This window comes from Reichenbachiella sp. MALMAid0571 (assembly GCF_040151475.1).
Taxonomy (GTDB): Bacteria; Bacteroidota; Bacteroidia; order Cytophagales; family Cyclobacteriaceae; genus CAXBNB01.
Window position 1 is genome coordinate 142,635 of the sequence record NZ_JBDKWG010000137.1, and the last position, 21,681, is coordinate 164,315.

The 21,681-nt window shown below is 39.3% G+C and carries 13 protein-coding genes; 3 read left to right on the forward strand and 10 right to left on the reverse strand.

All coding sequences use genetic code 11. The annotated features are described in order from the left end of the window. Positions 1-12: 12 nt before the first annotated feature. On the forward strand, positions 13-1,083 hold the full coding sequence (locus AAOP42_RS14215) for an AMP-binding protein (protein WP_349529200.1): 1,071 nt from the start codon (positions 13-15) through the stop codon (positions 1,081-1,083). Between the two features lie 515 nt (positions 1,084-1,598). On the opposite strand, the gene AAOP42_RS14220 is transcribed toward AAOP42_RS14215, so the two are convergent. Then, on the reverse strand, positions 1,599-3,146 hold the full coding sequence (locus tag AAOP42_RS14220) for a sulfatase family protein (protein ID WP_349529201.1): 1,548 nt from the start codon (positions 3,144-3,146) through the stop codon (positions 1,599-1,601). 174 nt (positions 3,147-3,320) lie between these two features. Between AAOP42_RS14220 and AAOP42_RS14225 the strand changes: the two genes are divergently transcribed. Both AAOP42_RS14225 and AAOP42_RS14230 read left to right on the forward strand, forming a co-directional pair. Beyond that, positions 3,321-4,601, forward strand: a complete 1,281-nt coding sequence (locus AAOP42_RS14225; protein ID WP_349529202.1) for a parallel beta-helix domain-containing protein — start codon at positions 3,321-3,323, stop codon at positions 4,599-4,601. A 2-nt stretch (positions 4,602-4,603) separates the two neighbouring features. Further along, positions 4,604-5,680 carry an SO2930 family diheme c-type cytochrome gene (locus tag AAOP42_RS14230; protein ID WP_349529203.1) on the forward strand — a complete coding sequence of 359 codons (1,077 nt, stop codon included), beginning with the start codon at positions 4,604-4,606 and terminating at the stop codon, positions 5,678-5,680. Positions 5,681-6,139: 459 nt separating this feature from the next. On the opposite strand, the gene AAOP42_RS14235 is transcribed toward AAOP42_RS14230, so the two are convergent. From AAOP42_RS14235 to AAOP42_RS14275, 9 genes are all read right to left on the reverse strand, one after another. Further along, a complete protein-coding gene (locus AAOP42_RS14235; protein ID WP_349529204.1) occupies positions 6,140-6,439 on the reverse strand; it encodes a GIY-YIG nuclease family protein in 300 nt (99 codons plus the stop codon). A gap of 394 nt (positions 6,440-6,833) precedes the next feature. Beyond that, positions 6,834-9,749, reverse strand: a complete 2,916-nt coding sequence (locus AAOP42_RS14240; RefSeq protein ID WP_349529205.1) for a leucine--tRNA ligase — start codon at positions 9,747-9,749, stop codon at positions 6,834-6,836. Between the two features lie 467 nt (positions 9,750-10,216). Continuing rightward, complete coding sequence (locus AAOP42_RS14245; RefSeq protein WP_349529206.1) at positions 10,217-10,939, reverse strand: 3-keto-disaccharide hydrolase; 723 nt, start codon at positions 10,937-10,939, stop codon at positions 10,217-10,219. A gap of 36 nt (positions 10,940-10,975) precedes the next feature. Then, positions 10,976-13,432, reverse strand: coding sequence for a prolyl oligopeptidase family serine peptidase (locus AAOP42_RS14250; RefSeq protein ID WP_349529207.1), 2,457 nt, complete (start codon positions 13,430-13,432; stop codon positions 10,976-10,978). 257 nt (positions 13,433-13,689) lie between these two features. Then, complete coding sequence (locus tag AAOP42_RS14255) at positions 13,690-15,237, reverse strand: sulfatase family protein (protein WP_349529208.1); 1,548 nt, start codon at positions 15,235-15,237, stop codon at positions 13,690-13,692. Between the two features lie 45 nt (positions 15,238-15,282). After that, a complete protein-coding gene (locus AAOP42_RS14260) occupies positions 15,283-16,845 on the reverse strand; it encodes a sulfatase family protein (RefSeq protein WP_349529209.1) in 1,563 nt (520 codons plus the stop codon). A 13-nt stretch (positions 16,846-16,858) separates the two neighbouring features. Continuing rightward, positions 16,859-18,337, reverse strand: coding sequence for a sulfatase family protein (locus AAOP42_RS14265; protein ID WP_349529210.1), 1,479 nt, complete (start codon positions 18,335-18,337; stop codon positions 16,859-16,861). Between the two features lie 88 nt (positions 18,338-18,425). After that, complete coding sequence (locus AAOP42_RS14270) at positions 18,426-19,874, reverse strand: sulfatase family protein (RefSeq protein WP_349529211.1); 1,449 nt, start codon at positions 19,872-19,874, stop codon at positions 18,426-18,428. A gap of 20 nt (positions 19,875-19,894) precedes the next feature. Beyond that, on the reverse strand, positions 19,895-21,604 hold the full coding sequence (locus AAOP42_RS14275; RefSeq protein ID WP_349529212.1) for a sulfatase-like hydrolase/transferase: 1,710 nt from the start codon (positions 21,602-21,604) through the stop codon (positions 19,895-19,897). Positions 21,605-21,681 lie beyond the last annotated feature (77 nt).

Consider the following 21,681-nt stretch of genomic DNA (forward strand, 5'->3'; position numbering starts at 1 on the left):
CTGAAAATAAACATGAATATCACGTATAAAAATGAAATTTACAGTCTAAAAAATCTAAAAAGGCTACTTTCAGAAGCTCCATTTTTTTCATCCGGTATCTCATTTATCAATCAATGGGTTTCTTTACAAAGTGTTTTTATTTTTAAATCATCGGGATCAACAGGAATAGTAAAAAATATTGAAGTCTCCAGAAATCAAATTCTGGAAAGTGTGAAACTCACTACAAACGCTCTAAAGCTTAAAACCTCAGACAGATCTTTGGTATGCCTTGCACCGGAATACGTCGCTACCAAGATGATGCTGGCAAGATGTCTGATACTGGACATGGATATCATTTTAGTTGATCCTTCTTCAAATCCTCTGGCAGGTTTAGACGAAAATGAGCAAATAGATTTTGCCTCTTTTGTGCCGCTACAGGTGCAACAAATCATTGACTCAGACAATTCAGACAAACTGAACAAAATCAGGAATGTATTGATCGGAGGGGCTCCTGTATCCGATGTGCTTACGGAGAAATTGAACTCGTTTCAAAACAACATTTACCACACGTACGGAATGACGGAGACCGTATCTCACATTGCCATGAAATGCCTGAGTAAGAAAAGGAGTTCTCCTTATTTCAAATGTCTCAGCGGGATACAAATAACAAGCAATAATGATGACTGCCTGGTGATTAAAGGCTCTGTAACTAATAATAAAGAGGTAATAACCAAAGACCTGGTTGAAATAAAAAACGGGAATGAGTTTATATGGCTTGGCCGTCAGGACAATCTGGTTAATTCCGGAGGTGTAAAAATCATACCCGAGCAAATTGAAAGTCTGCTCAAACCCATTTTTAAAGAAGTACAGATGCCTAATGAGTTTTTTCTGGGTGGAATTAAAGACCCTGTATTGGGACAAAAACTTATCCTCATTGTGGAAGGAACCCTACCTACAACAGGCTTTGAAACACTGATAAAAACCAAAATTGAAGAGTTTTTTTCCAAATATCATGTACCAAAACAAACTATCTGTTTAGATCAATTTATAAGAACGTCTTCTGGAAAAGTAAAAAGAAGTGAAACACTGAAATTGATCAACTAATCTTATGCATCAAAAGCAGGGCTCTTAAATAATTTTCCATAAAAAAACACAGATGTGGATTGGATTTATAAATACTGATTGTAAATTGTCTCCCATGTATATTAAGATATGCTAAAGACATCAGGGCTTCCTAATAGAAGCTTTTTTAGTTTATAGCGTACAATAATATAACGATCAATTAGTTTTGATATCAACAATGAAAATCAGGTATTCTTTAATAATTTCTTCTTTAATCATACTAGCACTGAGCTTTGGCTGTGCCGGTAGTAAGAACAACAGAAAAGTGAAAATTGTTAAGCCAAAAAACAGAATTCTTCCATACAATCCCCGGAAAAATAAAGACAGTAAAAGAACGAAAACGGTGAAATACAAGTCACTGTAACCCCGATCAGTAGATCATACCAAAAGTGAGATTTTGAAGTTGAATGACAATAGAATACAGGTTGTATGACTTTATGAGATTTCTGCCTATGTAGAAATGACGGAAACCAAAGGCAAATACCTCAAAATAGATTTCAATCCCAATATTTAGCAAGAACTTCTTTCATCTTAGGAAAAGCTTTATCGTCATCCCCTGCGAGTGCTTTTTGTTTGAGCAGTTCTACTTTCATTTGTTCAATCACCTTGGCATATTGGGTATCAGTGTATGCATTGTGATTTTCTTTTGGATCTTCTTTCAAGTCATAAAATTCCCAGGCAGGCTCAGTATTCACTTTTTTTGTTCCAGCCAAATTGAGGTGTTGTCCATAGAAAAAAGCAAGCTTGTAGCGGTCATTTCGGATACCAAAATGTGCCGGACGATCGGGAGTATGTGCCCAGTACCTGTAATACATTTCTTTCCTCCAATCCTTAGGTGTTTGTCCTGTCAGGTTTTTCCTAAAGCTCTTTCCCTGAACAAAATCAAGCGTTTCAAGTCCGGCATAGTCAGCAAATAAAGCGGCAAAATCTATATTCAAAATGATGTCATTAATGCGACTGTTTCCTTTGATTTCTTTAGGATAACGAATCACAAACGGCATCCTCAGTGACTCTTCATAAATCATTCTTTTGTCAAAAAAACCATGCTCGCCGAGAAAATATCCCTGATCGGCTGTATAAATCACTACTGTATTTTCAGCTTCCCCCGATGCTTCCAGATAGTCCAACAACTTACCAATATTATCGTCAATAGCTGCCCCACAACGCATAAAATCTTTCACCAGTTTTTGATAAGTCTTTTTTCTAATTTGAATGCTATCCAGACCTTCTATAGAAAATGGCAGCCCCGGATAGGGCATAAAAGATTTGTCCGGATTTTCAGATGCCTTAACCCACCTTTCAGTCAGGTAATCTAATTTTTGTCCCATAAAACTCCTGCCCGTAGTTTCCGGGCCAAAATCGTACAAAGATTCCGGTTCAGGAATATCAACATTTTCAAACATGTCTTTGTGCCTCTCCGGATAATCAAAAGGCTCATGTGTGGCCTTAAAATGAGTCATTAGAAAGAAAGGTTTAGTCTTTTCTGTCTTTTGTAGCCAGTCGATAGAATAGTCCGCAATAACATCCGACGAAAACCCCTTATAGACCTTTCCTCCATTATTACCTTCTCCCCAATCTTCCTTTACTTTCAAAATAGGATCATTATACCTCCCCTGACCGGGCAATACCATGAAATGATCAAAACCTGTGGGTTGTTTTTTAAGATGCCATTTGCCTATGATTGCCGTTTGGTATCCATTTTTCTGTAGTTCCTTAGCAATATTCATACTGTCAGGTTCCAATGATTGGGAAAGTGTATATACTCCGTTCAGATGGCTGTATTGACCTGTAAGTATGCTTGCTCTGCTTGGCACACAAATAGAGTTGGTACAAAAAGCATTGTTGAGTACCACTCCTTCATCTGCAAGCCTTTTGATATTTGCATTTTTCACATAGTCTTTTAACACACCACCATAGATACCCCAGGCCTGAGAAGTATGGTCATCAGACATTATAAATAGGATATTAGGACGTTTGTCTGCCTTGGAAGCACATCCCAAAATCATTGCAAATGCTATAAAAAAAATACCGTTTTTAATATTCATCAATTATAAGAAATTAGTGGAATTCAAAACTACTTATTTATACACAGATACCTGATTGTTTTCTTGTACCATTTACCTATACAAATGTGTCATAACAGGAATAATCAAATCATCTCTTTTTAATTGAGCAATTAACTTCATATATTAACTTCGAATAGACATAACCACAGCAACATGAAACTCAAAAAAAACCTAAACCAACGGGTTTTCAATCTCATATTGATAATACTTGGATTGCTTACAGGGTGCAATTCCATGCCATCATACAACCCTGAAAGGGCTTTTAAAAGCATAGAAAAATCTTTAATGTCAAAACTATTAATGGCAGAAGACAGCTCGGTGATAGAACTAGACGAAGGACATTTTATATTTAAAAACACTCTGATACTTGATGGTAGAAAGCACATTACTATCAGAGGAAAAGGCATTGATAAAACCATTCTTTCTTTTAAACTGCAAGAAGACGGTGCGGAAGGAATTAAAATTTCAAACTGCTCAAATATTGTACTCGAAGATTTTACCATTGAAGATGCTGCGGGAGACAACATCAAAGTGACTGATACTAATGGCATCACATTCAGAAGGGTAAAGTCTGCATGGACAGGAGAGGTAAACGAGGACAATGGTGCTTATGCACTGTACCCCGTAATCTGTCGCAATGTATTGATCGAAGAGTGTGAAGTAATGGGTGCCAGTGATGCCGGCATTTATGTAGGACAATCTGAAGAAGTTATAATTCGCAACAACACTGTCTATTGGAATGTAGCTGGTATTGAAAGTGAAAATTCTGAAAATGTGGAAATATACAATAACAAATCCTACAACAATACGGGTGGGATATTGGTTTTTGATCTTCCCGGGCTTACTCGTTATGGCAGAAACATTAAGGTATATAACAATGAAATTTATGAAAACAACCTGACCAATTTTGCTCCTAAGGGAAATATAGTAGCTGGTGTTCCTGCCGGAACAGGTATCTCCATTTTGGCTACCAGAAATGTAGAAGTGTACAACAACAATATCAGAAACAATAAAAATATAGGCGTGGGCGTGGTAAGCTATGGGCTCATGACTGCAATGAACAATTCCAAACCTGACGACACAAAGAAAAAATCAAGCGCACAACGCTTAAAAGGCAAGCACGACAAAGACCCCAATTACGACCCATTCCCGGGCCAAATTTTTGTACATGACAACAGTTACTCCAATTCTTACTGGCTACCCAACATGGACAATGACTTTGGAAAATTATTTCTAATGAAATTTGGATTGAGCCGACCGGATGTAATCTGGGATGGAATTCTCTCACAGCAATACCATCTTGCCAACGGAAAAGTCAATCCCGACTACCAAATTTGCATTCAGGAAAAAGGTATAAAAACTGCCATTCTGGATGCTGCAAATAACTTTGAAGGCCTGGTCTCTAATCCTGAAAGTCTAAACTGTACGCTTTAAAAATGAATAAAAGCACACTATATATTCTTGTCATCACATTATGGCAATTGTCATGTCAACAACCTAAACAAAACGAAAAAATAGAATATGAAGAAGAAGTATTCGATCAAAGCATTTCCTATTCGGAATTGGGTTTGATGAATCTATCAGAATACAAATTTTTCGAAGGGAAACTATCAGAACTCATTCCGGCGAAAAACGTCATCCCCTATGACCTGAATACTCCTCTATTTTCTGATTATGCTTTAAAAAAACGTTTCATATATATACCCAAAGGAAGCAAAATTGATTATCATCCAACTGAGGTTTTAAATTTTCCGGTCGGAACAGTTTTAATCAAAAATTTCTACTACAATGATGCACAACTAACAAACTCGACTGGCCGGATAATGGAAACAAGATTGCTCGTAAAAAAACCGGAAAAATGGGTGGCATTGCCCTACATCTGGAACAAAGAGCAAACAGAAGCTAAGCTTGAGATCACAGGTGGAGAATCAAAAATAGCTTTGCTTGGAAAAGACCCCATCAACTATCAAATCCCCAACATGGCACAATGCAAAAGCTGCCATGAAAAAAACGGAAACATAGAACCCATCGGCCCTACCGCCAGACAACTCAACCGCATGAACACATTCGACGGAAAATCATCTAATCAATTGCTCAAATTAAAAGAATTAGGGTTAATAAATAACCTACCAGAGAAAGAAGCACTACCAAAAGTGGCTGTATGGGACAATGAGGCTACAGGTACGTTGGATCAAAGAGCCAGAGCATATCTGGAAATCAACTGCGCCCATTGCCACAATACTGAAGGACCAGCAAAAAACTCAGGACTTTACCTTACCTATTTTGAATCAGATCAACATGCTCTGGGCATTATGAAATCTCCCGTGGCGGCTGGTCACGGATCGGGCAATTTGAAGCACGACATAGTTCCTGGCAAACCGAAAGAGTCGATCATGCTTCACCGCATGAATTCCACAGAGGCATCTGTAATGATGCCCGAGCTTGGCAGAAAAATGATCCATACCGAAGGGGTAGAATTGATCAGGGAATGGATCAAGGCTATGAAAGAATAAGGAAGTATTTGAAGTCTAAAATGCAAAAAGTGTTGACATCTTGATGATGATACTATTTTTACTTTGGATGTAGTTTTTAAAAAAATAGATTCTTCACTGCGTTCAGAATGACAAAGCAGAGATTTCAGATCATCTCTACCGTATTCCTGTCTAAAGAAAATCGTTACAGCGAATATCAAGGAAACACGCATGTGTCCACATTGTCATATTGAGTGTAGCGAAATATCTCTTTGTGCTAAAATATTCAAGCATGTTATAGCCTATTATCATTTCTATTCCTTACTTGAAAATAGATTCTTCATTGCGTTCAGAATGAAAAAGCAGAGATTTCAGGTCATCTCTACCGTACTCCTGTCTAAAGAAAATCGTTACAGCGAATATCAAGGAACCACGCATGTGCCCACATTGTCATATTGAGCGTAGCGAAATATCTCTACCACTAAAGTCATGAATTTGACCTTAATCGATTTCATCATTAAGAAACTTCCAGTCGGGATTGAATTCGTTTATCAGATCATCTTTTCTAAATCGTTTCCAACCTTTGATTTCCTTTTCTCTGTCTATAGCATGTTGAATCCATTGATGACGTTCCCAATAAACCAAATGGTAACAATTGTACTTTCCTGCAAAAGTCTTTTTTATCCCAATTGAATCCTCATAGTGTTGAAACAATCTGGTTCTCAAATCATTGGTTACACCAACGTACAGGACTTTCTTATACTTGTTTGTCAGAATATATACAAAATAATTATGTTGCACTTCAACAAGATAATGTGAAAGAATTACTCTGAAAAAAGATTCTTTACTCAGTTCAGAATGACACAGCAATGGTTTCAGGTCTCCTTTACCATATTAAAAATCGTTACAGCGAATACTAAAGTAATGCAAATGTTTCAACCTTGTCATCTTGAGTAAAACGAAAGATCTCTTTGTAATCAATATTCGAACATGCATGTCTATTACTACTTCTGGGTTTTAGTAATAAAGAGATTCTTCACTGCGTTCAGAATGACAAAACCTAGGTTTTCTGGTTACCCCTGTCATATTCCTATCTTAAAAATATAGTTAATGAGAATATCAATATAACACACATGTGCTCGCTTTGTCATATTGAACGCAGTGAAATATCTCTAAAGAGCATTTCCAAACCCACTTACACCACCACGTTAATAATCCTACCCGGCACGATAATTACTTTCTTAGGCGGTTTTCCTTCCGTCCATTTCTGAACTATATCGGCAGCAAGCACTTCTGCTTCAATTTCTTTCACATTTTTATCCAAAGGAAAAGCCATTTTAGCCCGTACTTTTCCATTGATGGAAACAGGGTACTCATGTGAAGCCTCTACCAAATAGGATTCATCAAACTCAGGATAAGCAGCACTGCTGATACTACCCTGATGTCCGAGTTGCTCCCAAAGTTCCTCTGAAATATGTGGAGCAAAAGGCGACAAGATCAACACCAGTTTTTCCAACACCTCACGTTTGTTACATTTCAAAGCAGTCAACTCGTTTACAGCGATCATCATGGCACTAACAGAGGTATTCAAAGACAAGCCTTCTATATCTTCCTGAATCTTCTTGATTACCTTGTGAATGACTTTTTGTTCGTCCGCTGTTGGTGTTTCATCCGATACTGAAAAGTTTTCACTCTCATCATGGAATAAACGCCATGTCTTTCTCAAGAACTTAAATACACCGTCTATACCATGGGTATTCCAGGGTTTAAACTGCTCCAAAGGCCCAAGGAACATTTCGTACATGCGTAGGGTATCTGCTCCATATTTTTCAATGATGTCATCTGGGTTAACTACATTGTACTTGGATTTGGACATCTTCTCTACTTCCGAAGTGGTTTTAAAATATTCAATTTTTGATTCTCCAAAATACTTGAAATTCCCATTTCGCCAATATCCCATTTCAGTAACAAACACAGAATCAGCGAATTCTTTATCGTTTCTCCATTCTAAGTATTTTTTAATATCTAAATGACTATCGACAAATTCAATAGGAACATGATGAAGAGTGAATTTGTTTTTTGGAAAGTTTGAAATTGCAGATTCACTTACGAAAACATGACAAGGTTCGGGCAACTGATAATTAGTTGGAATTCCATCAATCATAAAATTCAACCATTTTTCTTTAGATCCTAAATTACCGAGCTTATATATTTTTTGAGATAAACCCTGAATCATCCCTTGATTCACCAATTTCTTAAAAGGCTCATCTTCCTTGACCAATCCAAAGTCATACAAAAACTTATTCCAGAAACGGGAATACAACAAATGCCCTGTAGCGTGCTCCGAGCCCCCGATGTACAAGTCCACATCCTTCCAATAAGACTGAGCTTCATCGCTTACAAAAGCTTTGTCATTATGTGCATCCATGTAGCGGTACCAGTACCAGCTAGACCCTGCCCAGCCAGGCATGGTACTCAACTCCAAAGGATAGGCAGTAGTCTCTCCTCTTGGTGTGTAAGCAAAATCTGTCGCCCGGCCCAATGGCGGATCACCATCTTCAGTCGGCAGGTATTTGTCTATTTCCGGCAAAATAATCGGCAGGTCTTCAGCATCTACAGGGTATGGCAATCCATCTTTGAAATAGATCGGAACGGGCTCACCCCAGTATCTTTGTCTGGCGAAAATCGCATCCCTGATGCGGTAGTTTATTTTGGCATTGCCTATCCCCTTTTCTTCCAAAAATGAAATGGCAGTATCGACAGCTTCATCATAAGTCAAGCCATTGAGAATTCCTTCATTGATAACCTTGCCCTCTTTAGTAGGATTGGCACCTTCACTTAAGTCTGTATTTTCATATACTGGTTTGATAGGCAAATCAAAGTGCTTCGCAAAATCATAGTCCCGCTGATCTCCTCCTGGTACAGCCATTATCGCTCCTGTACCATATCCTGCCAACACATAGTCAGCTATCCAAATCTGCAACTTTTCACCTGAAAAAGGATGAATAGCATACGCTCCTGTAAATGCCCCCGAAACGGCTTTCACGTTGGACATTCTGTCCCTTTCTGACTTGTTTTTAGCGACAGAGACATAAGCATCTACCGTTTCTTTCTGTTCTTTGGTAGTGATCTCAGCCACCAATTGATGCTCTGGCGCCAAAACCATAAAAGTCAAACCATAAACGGTATCAATCCTGGTGGTAAAAATTCTGATGGTTGCATCATGTCCCTCAACTGCCACATCCATCTCTGCCCCTATGGATTTACCAATCCAGTTGCGTTGCATTTCTTTCAATGGTTCAGACCAGTCTATTTTATCGAGACCTTGAAGCAATTTTTCGGCATAAGCTGTAATCCTCATGCTCCATTGCCTCATCAATTTTCTTTCTACTGGATATCCTCCCCTTTCGGAAAAACCTTCTTTTACTTCATCGTTTGACAAAACCGTACCCAATTCCGGACACCAGTTTACAGTAGTTTCTGACAAATAAGTGAGCCTGTAATTAAGTAAAATAGTTTGCTTTTCATTATGAGAAAAAGCATTCCATTCTTCATCTGAAAAAAAAGGTGTATTTTCATCACAAACAGCTTTTACTTTGACATTACCTTCTTTTTCGAAAGTTGTAATCAGACTTTCAATGCTTTCGGCTTTATCTGATTCGTTGTTGTACCAGCTATTGAAAAGTTGCAAAAATATCCACTGAGTCCATTTATAGTAACTAGGATCGCAAGTTTGCAACTCCTTGTCCCAGTCGAAGGAAAAACCTATATTTTTCAGTTGCTCTTTGTAGCGTTTGATATTCGTTTCGGTAGTGATGGCAGGATGCTGTCCCGTCTGAATGGCATATTGCTCAGCCGGCAAACCAAACGCATCAAACCCCATCGGATGCAAGACATTAAAACCCTTAATCCTTTTGTACCTCGACACAATATCAGAAGCGATATATCCCAACGGATGGCCAACATGTAATCCGGCTCCTGAAGGATAAGGAAACATATCAAGGGCGTAAAACTTTGGCTTTGAAATATCTACTTCAGCTTTGAAAGTTTCATTTGTTTTCCAGTATTCCTGCCATTTTTTTTCAATTTCCGAAAAATTGTATTCCGCCATGTCTTGTCCCTTGTTTGTTGAGGAGATGTTTTAAAGGGGGCAAAATTAATCGGAAAATGGGGAAATGCTAAACAGAGGATGTAAATGATTTTCTTAACCAGACAACAGTCAATAGATGAAATTAGAGTGTACCCCAATAAGACATCCGAAAAGTCTTTTCCTTATTAGAGTTTAGAACCTGAGGTTTCTTTATGAAATTTCTGTCTGGTAAGAAATAACGAAAAGTAGCAGGCCTCCAATGTCTAAGAATTCGAATGTTCAGTGATCTGTTAACGTACAACACCAACAAAGACCAAGGTTTATTGGTTACACCTAAATTCCAATGAGATTTTTCACTCCGTTCAAAATGACAAGGACGCTATAAATATCAAAACAAGTTCTGTGCAATCCGAAACCACACCTGTTGTCATCCTAATGCAATGAAGAATCTCGATTCAACTTGTTCCTACCTCAATCAGACACCAATATTACTCCAACAAACGAATCCAGATATTCCTAAAGCTTACCAGATCAGAATGATCCTGAAGCATAAGTGGTGCTTTGCCATGAGGTGCCTGCCCTTTCAACTCCACATTGTGCTGGATGAGTACTCCGTTATGGAGTACTGTCACCTTACCTGATGATACTTTTATACTGTCAGCATTGAACTTTGGCGCAGTAAACAAAATGTCATAGGTCTGCCATTCTCCGGGTTTTCTACTGGCATTGACCAAAGGAATATGTTGCTTATAAATTGATCCCGCCTGTCCATTCACATAAGTAGAGTTATTGTAGCTGTCCAGTATCTGTACTTCATAACGTGATTGGATGTACACCCCGCTATTTCCACGCTTCTGTCCCTCCTCCTCTTCTACTATGGCTGGCGACCTCCATTCCAGATGAAGCTGGCAATCTCCAAACTCCTGCCTAGTCTTAATACTGCCAGTTTTGGGCATAACAGTCAATACTCCATTTTCACTTGTCCATGGCACGGCAGCACCATCTCTGGTGGAAACCCACTGATCCAGACTTGTTCCGTCATACAAAACAATTGCATCCGATGGTGGAGTTTTATCATCCAGTCCGGTATCCACTTTGCGGGGTACAGGAGCCCATACTTCCTGATACTTATTTGGGTTGTAGGGGTTTTGTGCCAAAACCTGAAGCGTAAATAATACAAGTATGAAAGTATATATTGATTTTGAAAACATATCTATTAAGTAGTTATTAACCCTATATATAAAATTTTAATCCTTCCATTGAATATCACCGTTTTCGATACTCCAATCATTGCCAAAGTATCCGGCAGCTTTCACGCCATCAAATCCATGACTAAACATTTCTGCTGAAAAAACCATAACATCGGGAAATCCCGTACCGGATACAAAATACCTGTTTGGGTTTACCGACAGAGCTCCTTGTATTCCCGTTCCGGCAACCACTCCCACTGAAGCTACATTACTGTCTGTTCTTGGCCTGATAAAATAAGTTCCCCATTGGCTTCCTCCTAATATTTTATTTCCTATCGAAATTTCATTCCTTTTTACCTGAATAGGGCTATCCGCTAAAAGCAGCTTCCAGGCACTATTCGTAGAAGCATTGCCATAAATAATTACAGACCGGTCTTTGTATTTCTCCAGTTTAAATTCTTTATCGGGAATAATGTCTATAGAACCGTTTCCACGGTAATAGAAAGTTTCAGCATCAAACCGTGCTTTATTCAATGCCCATTCGTTTTCCTCCTTAGTGCCTTTAGTAGCATATACAAAAAGCATTTGGTGTCTGAAAGCATCTTTAAAATTGCCATACCTCACAGGATTTTTACGGGTAAAATCATTCGGCTTCTCGATCACCCCCCAAGTGTTGTCAGATTTACCGAACCAAACTTCCTGGCCTGCCAAACGATCCAATCCTTCAAAAACGACCTCATCCACCTTCACAGTCAGCGTATCCGTACCCTGGCAATGTGCCAAATCCAGTTTGAAAATATTGAGGTTTTCTGTTTCAACTTCAATCAAATTGTTTGTTAAAATCTTATCAGGTTCCAATCTTTTCTCTCTTCTGGTCAAAGTTGTCTGATTAACCTTTACTCCACAAAACTCAAATGGATTGGTCTGCTCGTACAAAGTAACAAAACGGCTGGATGAAGATATGCCCGGGCTGGCTGTACGAAACTCAAAACTGATTACATGTTTGTTTTCCGGTACTTCATGCCACTTAAAATAGTTGAAAATTGGTTCTTTGTCTATACCAAACCAATGCCCGGCTTCCGGCTCTTCCTGATAAACAAAGTCAGGGTGAAATTCTCCAAGGTGTTTTCTCATATACCTCGCCTGCTCCACAGGTACATTATTGTCTGCATCGCCATGAAGTATATACACCCCAAGATGCAGATAATTTCTGGACATTTCGAGTGTATTGCTTGAATTACTTGCACGCACAAACATGTCCTGAACAGGTGTTGGATCGCTTATTTCCTTTTTTCCACCATAAGAAAAGAAAGAATACCATCCGGAAACAGGAGCTATAGCAGCCCATTTCCCGGGAAATATCGCTCCAAGTTGCCAGGTACCATGACCTCCCATTGAGTGCCCTGTAAGGTAAGTATGCCTGGGATCTGTATGGTACATATTCTCAGCTATATTTTGTACTTCTATAGCATCCCATCGCCCCCAGTCTTCCCAATCAAACCCATATTCCCTTCTGTTGGTCGGAGCAATTACATGCCCCCAATCTTTGTTTTTATACGAACCAGCCTGACCAATTCCTTTCACCCCTGCTCCATGTACAGAAAGAAACATTGCAGGTTTTTCACCTTCAGGAATGATTCCCTCTCTTACACCGAAATATTGTACACTACCATCAATATCCGAAATAAACGTCCTTTTATAGTTCTTTTCAACATCCTTTACATCGTAAGAAACCACTATCTCATCCAATAGTTTATTTCCATTATATAGTTTGAGTTTTACATCTACTTTTCCAGCTTCAGTAGCATTGTCCTCTAATGTATAAGGCACTTTCCTGGTTGTCATTGGTATGATAGAAGCTACAGGGCTTTCAAGTGTTGCTCCACCAATCTCCGAGACTATTTTTAAGTTTTTTTGGGTGGAACCCGATGCATTCACAATTCTGATGGCTGCAATTTTTTCGTTGTTTTCGGTAACAAGCAAATCAGGAATGGTCATGTCTTTGGTTGTAAAAAACACCGTTTTTTTCTGATCCAACCATTTCATTTTCACTTTACCCCTTGATCCCTTTATCAAAAACACATTTTTGCCCTGTTGTAATTCAATAGGAAGTAATACCCAGGACTTGTTGTAAATATCGCCACCTCTGGGAACACCATTGATATATGCTTCCGCATGACCGGAAATTTCCAACACCCTGGTTTCTTTCTTTGGGGAATCAAAGGTGAGGTATAAGTATCCTCCTCTTAACTTCCTGCTTTCAAACTCCCCTTTGTCATTAACAGATATTTTCTCCCAGCGTAAAACCTTGTCCTCGTACCCAATACCCACTGAATCATTTTCCATAGGTTCTTTAAAATCACCATTGGCCAACTGATAAAAAACCTGATCAATAAATATGGCAGACCTGCCTCTGGGACCTGAAGCCCCAACAGCCAACCCTTTGTCCAAAGAGATATCCTGGCTCATCAAACCAGTAGAAACAAACAACATCATACTGGCTATGAAAGTCATAAATCCAGCCTTTTTTCTTAAAGAATATTTTTCAAAAAACATTAACCTCACTATTCTATATAAAACTTCTTACAATCTTTGGATCATCGAAACCCAAATTATATCACTTCAATCTCAAAGCAAACGCATTTAAAAGCTCTAGTATCCCCAGACTCCTGACTGCCGTCAGGCAAGTTGTTCTGGGATCTATTAGAGTTGACTATGCCTCTAACAGATACCGCAACAAGTGCGGTTTTTTAAATGCGTTTGCACAGACTTCAATTCCAGTATTTGGCAAAAATTTCCTGCATTACAGGATAAGCCTCGTCCGAATCATCCACCAAAGCTTTTTGCTTTAGCAATTCCACTTTCATCTCTTTGATGATATCAGCATATTGAGCATCCGAATAGGCATTGTGTCCTTCTTTAGGATCTTTTTGCAGGTCATAAAACTCCCAATCAGGTTCTGTAGTTGTAGCTTCTGTTCCCGGCTTTCCAAGCGGCTGTCCATAGAAAAAAGCCAGCTTGTAGCGTTCATTTCGGATACCAAAATGACCCGGTCTGTCCTGGCTGTGCAACCAATAACGGTAGTACATGGACTTCCTCCAATCTTTTGGGGTATTGCCTTTTAGGTTTTCCCTAAAACTCCTTCCCTGCATTCCGGCAGGCTTATCTATTCCGGCATAGTCGGCAAACAAGGCAGGAAAATCAATATTCAAAATCATATCATCAATCCTTATTCCGCCTTTGATTTCTTTAGGATACCTGATCACGAATGGCATTCGTAAGGATTCTTCATAGATCAGTCGTTTGTCAAAAAAGCCATGCTCACCCAAGAAATAACCCTGATCTGCAGTATAGACCACAACCGTATTTTCCGCTAAACCACTCTCTTCCAGATAATCCAGCAACCGTCCAATGTTCTCGTCGATTGCTGCTCCGCAACGCATAAAATCCTTGATGAATTTCTGGTACACTTTCTTTCTAGCCTGAATGCTATCCAACCCATCGGTAGAAAAGGGTAAACCGGGATAGTCCGTCCACCAAGGCCCTGAACTTGCTTTCATATACCTTATACCAAGGTTGTCCATGGATTGGCCTTTAAAGCCCCTTCCATTGGTTTCCGGACCAAAATCGTACAACGAAGATGGTTCAGGGATTTCCATACCTTTGTATAGGTCAGCCAGCCTGTCAGGAAAATCAAATGGTTCATGAGTTGCTTTAAAATGACACATCATCATAAAAGGCTTTTTCTGATTCCTCTCTTTCAACCAGTCGATGGTAAAGTCAGTAATCACATCACTGGAAAACCCTTTGTATTCTTTACCTCCTTCATAATGATCTTTCCAATTTTCTTTTGTTTTCAATATGGGATTATGATAACGACCCTGTCCCGGCAAAACCATGTAATGATCAAAACCTGTTGGTTCTTTTTTCAAATGCCATTTACCTATAATGGCAGTTTGGTATCCATTCGCCTTCAAGACTTTGGCAATATTGGAACTATCTGGCTCGTACGCCTCAGAAAGAGTGTATACTCCATTCTTGTGACTGTATTGGCCACTCAATATGGTTGCACGGCTGGGAGTACAAATGGAATTGGTACAAAAAGCATTGTTTAAGACTGCCCCTTCATCTGCCAGTCTTGAAATATTTTTATTTTTCACATAGTCCTTTAATATACCACCGTAAATACCCCATGCCTGCGAGGTATGATCATCCGACATTATAAATAATATATTAGGCTTTTCATTTTTCTTTTCAACGTTGCAACTCCAACAGGCGCAAATGATAAGGAGTACCATTAGGTTCGTAATTCTCTTCATATTTCTCAAGTCATTATTTTATTGCGTGTAAAATTAACCCATCTTCTAGTTTAACATCCATTCATATTGTTCCGACAGGTCGGTATTGTTCTTTTGGAAAGCACCCGAAGTAGTGCGTCCATTTTTCACATAATCCTTTAATCTGGAAGTCATTTCAGCAACTCTCTTTTCATTCGATTCTATCAGGTTGTATTGTTCCGTAGGATCTGCATTCAAATTATACAATTGGTACTTGGGCAGTCCTGCTTCTTCAGCTTCCTTATTGGTAGGATGAGAAAGCCAGCCACCTGACCCGGCACACATTTCCAGCTTCCATTGATTTTCTCTCAACGCCAATGAGCCACTTGATGCTGCATTGACTACCGGCCTTTCAGGTAATTCCGAATTATTATTTTGAAGCAATGAATACAAACTAAAACTGTCCTCCGCTGTTTGATCATTCAGTTCAAAATTGGTAACATCGGCAACTGTTGCCATGAAATCCACCAAGCTTACAGGTTTAGTGTATTCTCTTTTTTCTTTTAACAATTTGGGGAAGGACATAATAAAAGGTATACGGTGACCTCCTTCAAAAATGTCTCCTTTTGCTCCTCTAACACCACCGCTGGAATTATGACCATTGGACAATAGCACCGGGTAATTGGCCGATCTAGAACTAGAGCCATTGTCAGAAGCAAAAACAACGATGGTATTGTCATAAACGCCTTTTTGTTTCAGCGCTTTGATGATCTCACCAACACTCCAGTCCACTTCCAGACAAAAGTCCAAATAGGGATTCACACCACTTTTACCTTGAAATTCCTTAGAAGGTACTATTGGTGTATGAGGTGCTGCCAAGGGGAAATACAGGAAGAAAGGCTTTTCCTCATTTTGTTTTTCTATAAAGCCAACCGCCCTTCTGGTAAAGTTGGGAAGCACATCATCGAAACGCAAGTCAGGTGCCAGTAGCCCAGTTCTCCAAAAATCATACTGACCAATACTGGTACCGGGCACAATACTGTCCGGAACAGCAGTAGGTTTGGTGTTTTCGACATACACATAAGGTGGTATGTCCAATGAAGCCAGTATACAATAGGAGTAATCAAATCCTGCTGTATTTGGTGATCTGCTAACTTCCTTTGAAAAATCAATTTCCTTTGAGTCTTCTGACTTGAAAACCCAGTCCCAACCCAAATGCCACTTGCCAATCACTCCGGTGTTGTAGCCCTGCTTTTGCAACATAGATGCTACCGTTTCTCTTTCTTGTCTAATGAATGCTCCATCGTTTGTCCATAGAACGCCCTTTGGCAAATCTGAACGCCAGGGATAACGACCTGTCAGAATACTGTACCTGGATGGGGTACAAACAGCAGAAGTAGAATGTGCGTCTGTAAATACTATCCCTGTCTCAGCCAGTAGATCAATACTGGTTGTCTGTATTTTCGATTTATTATTCAATACAGAAACATCACCATATCCCATGTCATCGGCAAGGATATATATGATATTGGGCATTTTACTTTCTTTTTCTACTTCCTTTTCCTGAGTCGAACAAGATATAAGAAACAACGGTAGAATCAGTAGGTAAAACCAGTACCAAAGCCTAACATGATCGTATATTAATTTCATCTTGTTTTTTTAATCAAACTCCTTTTTGGGCAGGCCATTCTTCCGGCTCTATCTGCCAACCACAATCACGTTTTCCTATGCCAGTTTCTTCACTATCTCCCAAATCATTTTTCATCCCTTCTATTTTTTCCATCAATGATTTTACCACTTCCGGATATTGCTCTGCCACATTGGTAGTTTCACTAATGTCTTTTGATAAATCAAAAAGAGACAATTCAATTTCAGATTTGATTCCCAGTCGGCCATGTACATTTCCTGAATCAGATTTCACTACCATACTGTATGAGTGAGGGAGGTGCAGTTTCCATTTGCCACTTCTTACTGCTTCCAGTTGCCAACCCCTGTAGTAATAGAAAGCATCAGTCGGACTTTTCGCTTCCGGATTGCCTGAAATAAGATCCCTGATGTCATGCCCATCAATTTTTTTGTCTGGCAAACGAGCTCCTGTGATACCAGCGATAGTGGGCAACAAGTCTAAAGTAGAAGCTATCTCACTGCACACAGTTCCTTTTGGGATGGTTTTAGTCCATTTCATGAGACATGCCACTCGCTGACCACCTTCAAAGGTGGTAAATTTCCCTTCCCTTAACGGATCAGCCGAACCACCATGATCACCGAAAATGAGCCACGGACCATTATCGCAGGTAAAAATCACCAAAGTATTTTCTTCTAAGTCCAATTCTTTGAGCGTCTTGTTGATTTGACCAACAGACCAATCGATTTCTTCTATCACATCACCATAAATTCCATTTTCCGAATGTCCATTATACTTTTCTGAAGGATATAGCGGAATGTGTGGCATGGAATGAGGTAAATAAACAAAAAACGGATTGTCTTTATTTCTCTTAATGAAATCAATAGCATGCTCAGTGTATTCAGAAGTGAGCATAGATTGATCATCCTCCATAAACCTATGTGTTTTGTTTCCATCCATCAAAGGCAAGTCAGGATAAGATTGTTTGTTTTTTTTCTTACCTGGCCGCATATCATTAGAGTATGGTAACCCAAAGTATTCATCAAACCCTTGTTGCAAGGGTAAAAATTTCTTATGATGACCCAAATGCCATTTGCCAAAAGCACCTGTAGCATAGCCTTTTTGTTTGAGCATTTCAGCTATGGTGGTTTCACTTTCATGAATCCCCGTCTTAGTACGCCTTTCTTCAGGATTCCATTCTGTATTTGTCTTTTCCGGAAAAAGAACCCCGGGGATACCGACCCTTTGTGGATAACAACCTGTAAGTAAGGCGGCTCTCGATGGAGAACAAACCGATGAACCTACATAAAAATCGGTAAATTTCATTCCTTCAGCAGCCATAGCATCCAAATGAGGAGTCTCAAAACCCTTGGCACCAAACACGCCCACATCAGAATAACCCTGATCATCAGTGAAAATGATTACGATGTTAGGAGGTGGGGTTTCTTTTTTGGCACAAGAACAAACAACGAATAAAACAATTATAGCTACAAATTTCAGATAATAAATATTTTTCATGTTTTGTTTATTTTTTTAATGCAGATCAATGGAAAATAAAAAATTCAGTAAACAAATTGCCAATGTATGCTCTCTATTTTTTCCTCATCTAATAATCCAATCCCTCATCGCTTCTCTTACAAGATTCTACCCAAACTAATAGTTCTTGCTTCATACTCTCTACCAACTTCTTATTTCCTTTAGCAATGTCGCTTGTTTCGCTCTTATCTTTAATGAGGTCGTATAACTCGTAGGTTTCCCCTCCATCCTTTGTTATCAATTTGTACTGATCTGTCACCCATGATTTTTGATTACCAAATTGAAACCCAATTGACTTGTTTCTCAATGTTTCGCCAGTTTCCAATATGTTTTTCAAACTTTTCCCATCAATAGGCCGATCTGCGTCAGGATAATCAATACCCAAATAGTCAATAACTGTAGGCAGGTAATCACTAGTCACTGCCGGTACATCAGTAACCTGATTTGCTTTTATTTGACCTGGCCAAATCATAAAAGCAGGCACTCTTACCCCGCCCTCATGCAAACTTCTTTTTCTCTCACGAAAAGGACCGGAAGTCCCCGGTGTACCTCTTTCAGGTCCATTATCACTACAAAACCAAAGCATCGTATTGTCTGCCTGACCAAGTTCTTCGAGTTGCTCCCATAGCCTTCCTACTTGTTCGTCCATCATAGTAATAGAAGCGTAAAGCAATTGTTCTTTATAAGAGTAATCGCTGTATTTTTCTCTGTATTTTTTTGTAGCTACCAATGGGAGGTGTGGTGTATGAAACCATATCACAGAAAAGAAAGGAGTGTTGTCACTCGCCGAAGACCGCACAAATGGTATTACTCTGTCCATGATAATTCTGGAATCATCACCATCTACATTTTCAAGCTCCAGTTTTTCCTTTCCTTTCCAATAATAAGTCCCGTAAGATTCTATTTTTCTTGCATCATTTTTATCCTCTACTGCCGCCCATCCATAGTGTTTACTCTCACCTATTCCTTCATTGAATTCCGTAGGAACAATCATTGGATCATAAGTTGGAACTTTTGATTCAGAAACAAAGTATTGATCATATCCATTGGCTGTTGGAATCGAGTAGTTTGAATAATCCCTTGGATTTCCACGATTAGCATCTTGTATTGAAGTGGTCAGCGTTCCTAAATGCCACTTGCCAAAATGACCTGTATTGTATCCTTTTGTTTTCAGTAATTCGGGTAATGTGATTTCCTCTGGTTTCATAAAACCACGGTTTGCTGTATATATTCCCATTCTGAACGGGTTTCTTCCTGTAATACAACTAGCCCTTGTTGGCGAACAAACAGAACCGGCAGAATAGAACCTGTTAAATTTAGTCCCTTGACTGGCCAATCGGTCAAGATTAGGTGTTTTGATCTTTTCATTACCATTAAACCCAACATCTCCCCACCCCAAATCATCACACATGATCAGGATGATATTAGGTCTGGTGGATTCTTCAACGGTCTTATTTTCCTGAGCTTGTAACTGTAGTGCTCCAAGGAAAACGGCAACAATTACTATCGATTTTTTCAAGTACATCATTTTCTGCATTTTCAATTTATATAACTTACATGGACATAGTTGGCTCCCCAATCTGGGTGATCTATAGAATCTCTTGGTGGTTGAAAAGTTGTAATCATATCATATCTACCCTTTTTAAGTTCCAATTCTAAAATGGCTTCACTATCCGTTACATCAATATCAGATTGTGCCTTTACATCCCCAACTTCAACAATAGCTGCTTCTGCCTCAATAGCAAATGGTGCTTCCCTGGGCCACCTTCTAAGTTCGAACTTGTATTTTCCGTCTCTGGCTATATCAACCAGCCATTTACCCTGGGCGGTTTTATTTTTTAATCCCTGTTGTGTCCAGGGTGCATCTCCTTCATACCAATCCATGGCAACCAAGCGTACATGAGGAGCTTCACTTGCCCCCAATATATGTGCTGATATCAACTCATCGGCAGACAATAATGAATTCCAAAATGATTCGTATGTCTTGGTAAGTTCATCTACTAACTCCGGATTATCAGTTGCCAAATCATTTTTTTGCCCAAAATCATTTTCTATATTGTACAATTCCTTCCCATCAACCAATCGCCATTTCTTATACTTCACCGAAGTATTTTCCCATTTATTTCTAACTCTCGATCTGGGACATTGTACAATAAGTTTTCGTTCATCATCCCAATCGCCCGAACCATCTAACAAAGGTTTCAGTGATTGTCCATCGAGGTTTGTAGGCTGGTCGATACCACAAACATCCAAAATGGTAGGTAATACATCCACCATACCTGTCAACTCATCATTATCTCCTGGGTTCTTATCTGTGAGTTTTGGATATTGGATCATACAATATACATGGTGCTTTTCATCAAAAGACAGCCCTCTGTTTTTAAAACTTCCAGAACGGTGCTCGGCTGCACCCCGATCATTTACTCCCTGGTCGGAAGCCAGTACAACCAGCGTATTTTCCTTCAAACCTGCTTCCTTCAAATAATCCAACAGCTTGCCAACATTGTCATCTACATTTTCAATCATAGAATACAGTGCCAGGTACTCATTGTCTTCCGCTCCTCTTTTCAACAACCGTTCTGAGGTCACTGGATGCCTGTTGGTTGGAAAATGAACTGCCGGAGTGGATATGTAACAGAAAAATGGTTCTGCATTCCTCTTCTTAACATCCATGTATTTTATGGCCTCATCAAATAATACGTCAGTTGAAAACCCTTTGGATTTCTCGTATTTACCATTGTGTTCATAAGTTGCATTGATATGGTTGTTGCCGTAATAGTCGCCTAATTGGCTTACGCCACCACCGCCATGAACGAATACTTCTTCAAAACCTCTGTATTTCGGGGCATAAGGATAACCGGATCCCAAATGCCACTTACCAAAAATGGAAGTATGATAGCCTTCCTTTTTAAGTATTTCAGCCATTGTGGTTTCATTTTTATGCAAAATAGAAACCCCACCAACCGTATTATGGATACCAGCCCTAAGCGCATACCTCCCAGTCAAAAGTGCTGCCCGACTTGGAGAACAAAAGGGAGGTGCATTGAAATCTGTAAAATTAACAGCCTGACTCGCCAGTTTGTCTATCCTTGGAGTCTGTACTACCTGATGCCCATTTCGGCTCAATTCAAAGTACCCCTGATTGTCGATCAAAACCACCACAACATTAGGTTTAGATTCCTGAACTTTCTTCTTTTCGTTACAAGAAAAAAATGCTATGGTGGTAAATAGAATAAGTAAATACTTCATGTATTTATAGTTTGTTGTTCTAATACAATGTCATTCACAAGTAGTGTGACTAACCAATAAAACCAGCCATGTCATTT

Coding starts and splice junctions, on each gene's coding strand:
- AAOP42_RS14245 (WP_349529206.1), bottom strand. CDS start 10,939: ATGTTTTCAAAATCAATATATACTTTCATACTTGTATTATTTACGCTT.
- AAOP42_RS14275 (WP_349529212.1), bottom strand. CDS start 21,604: ATGAAGTATTTACTTATTCTATTTACCACCATAGCATTTTTTTCTTGT.
- AAOP42_RS14255 (WP_349529208.1), bottom strand. CDS start 15,237: ATGAAGAGAATTACGAACCTAATGGTACTCCTTATCATTTGCGCCTGT.
- AAOP42_RS14215 (WP_349529200.1), top strand. CDS start 13: ATGAATATCACGTATAAAAATGAAATTTACAGTCTAAAAAATCTAAAA.
- AAOP42_RS14265 (WP_349529210.1), bottom strand. CDS start 18,337: ATGAAAAATATTTATTATCTGAAATTTGTAGCTATAATTGTTTTATTC.
- AAOP42_RS14225 (WP_349529202.1), top strand. CDS start 3,321: ATGAAACTCAAAAAAAACCTAAACCAACGGGTTTTCAATCTCATATTG.
- AAOP42_RS14220 (WP_349529201.1), bottom strand. CDS start 3,146: ATGAATATTAAAAACGGTATTTTTTTTATAGCATTTGCAATGATTTTG.
- AAOP42_RS14230 (WP_349529203.1), top strand. CDS start 4,604: ATGAATAAAAGCACACTATATATTCTTGTCATCACATTATGGCAATTG.
- AAOP42_RS14250 (WP_349529207.1), bottom strand. CDS start 13,432: ATGACTTTCATAGCCAGTATGATGTTGTTTGTTTCTACTGGTTTGATG.
- AAOP42_RS14240 (WP_349529205.1), bottom strand. CDS start 9,749: ATGGCGGAATACAATTTTTCGGAAATTGAAAAAAAATGGCAGGAATAC.
- AAOP42_RS14260 (WP_349529209.1), bottom strand. CDS start 16,845: ATGAAATTAATATACGATCATGTTAGGCTTTGGTACTGGTTTTACCTA.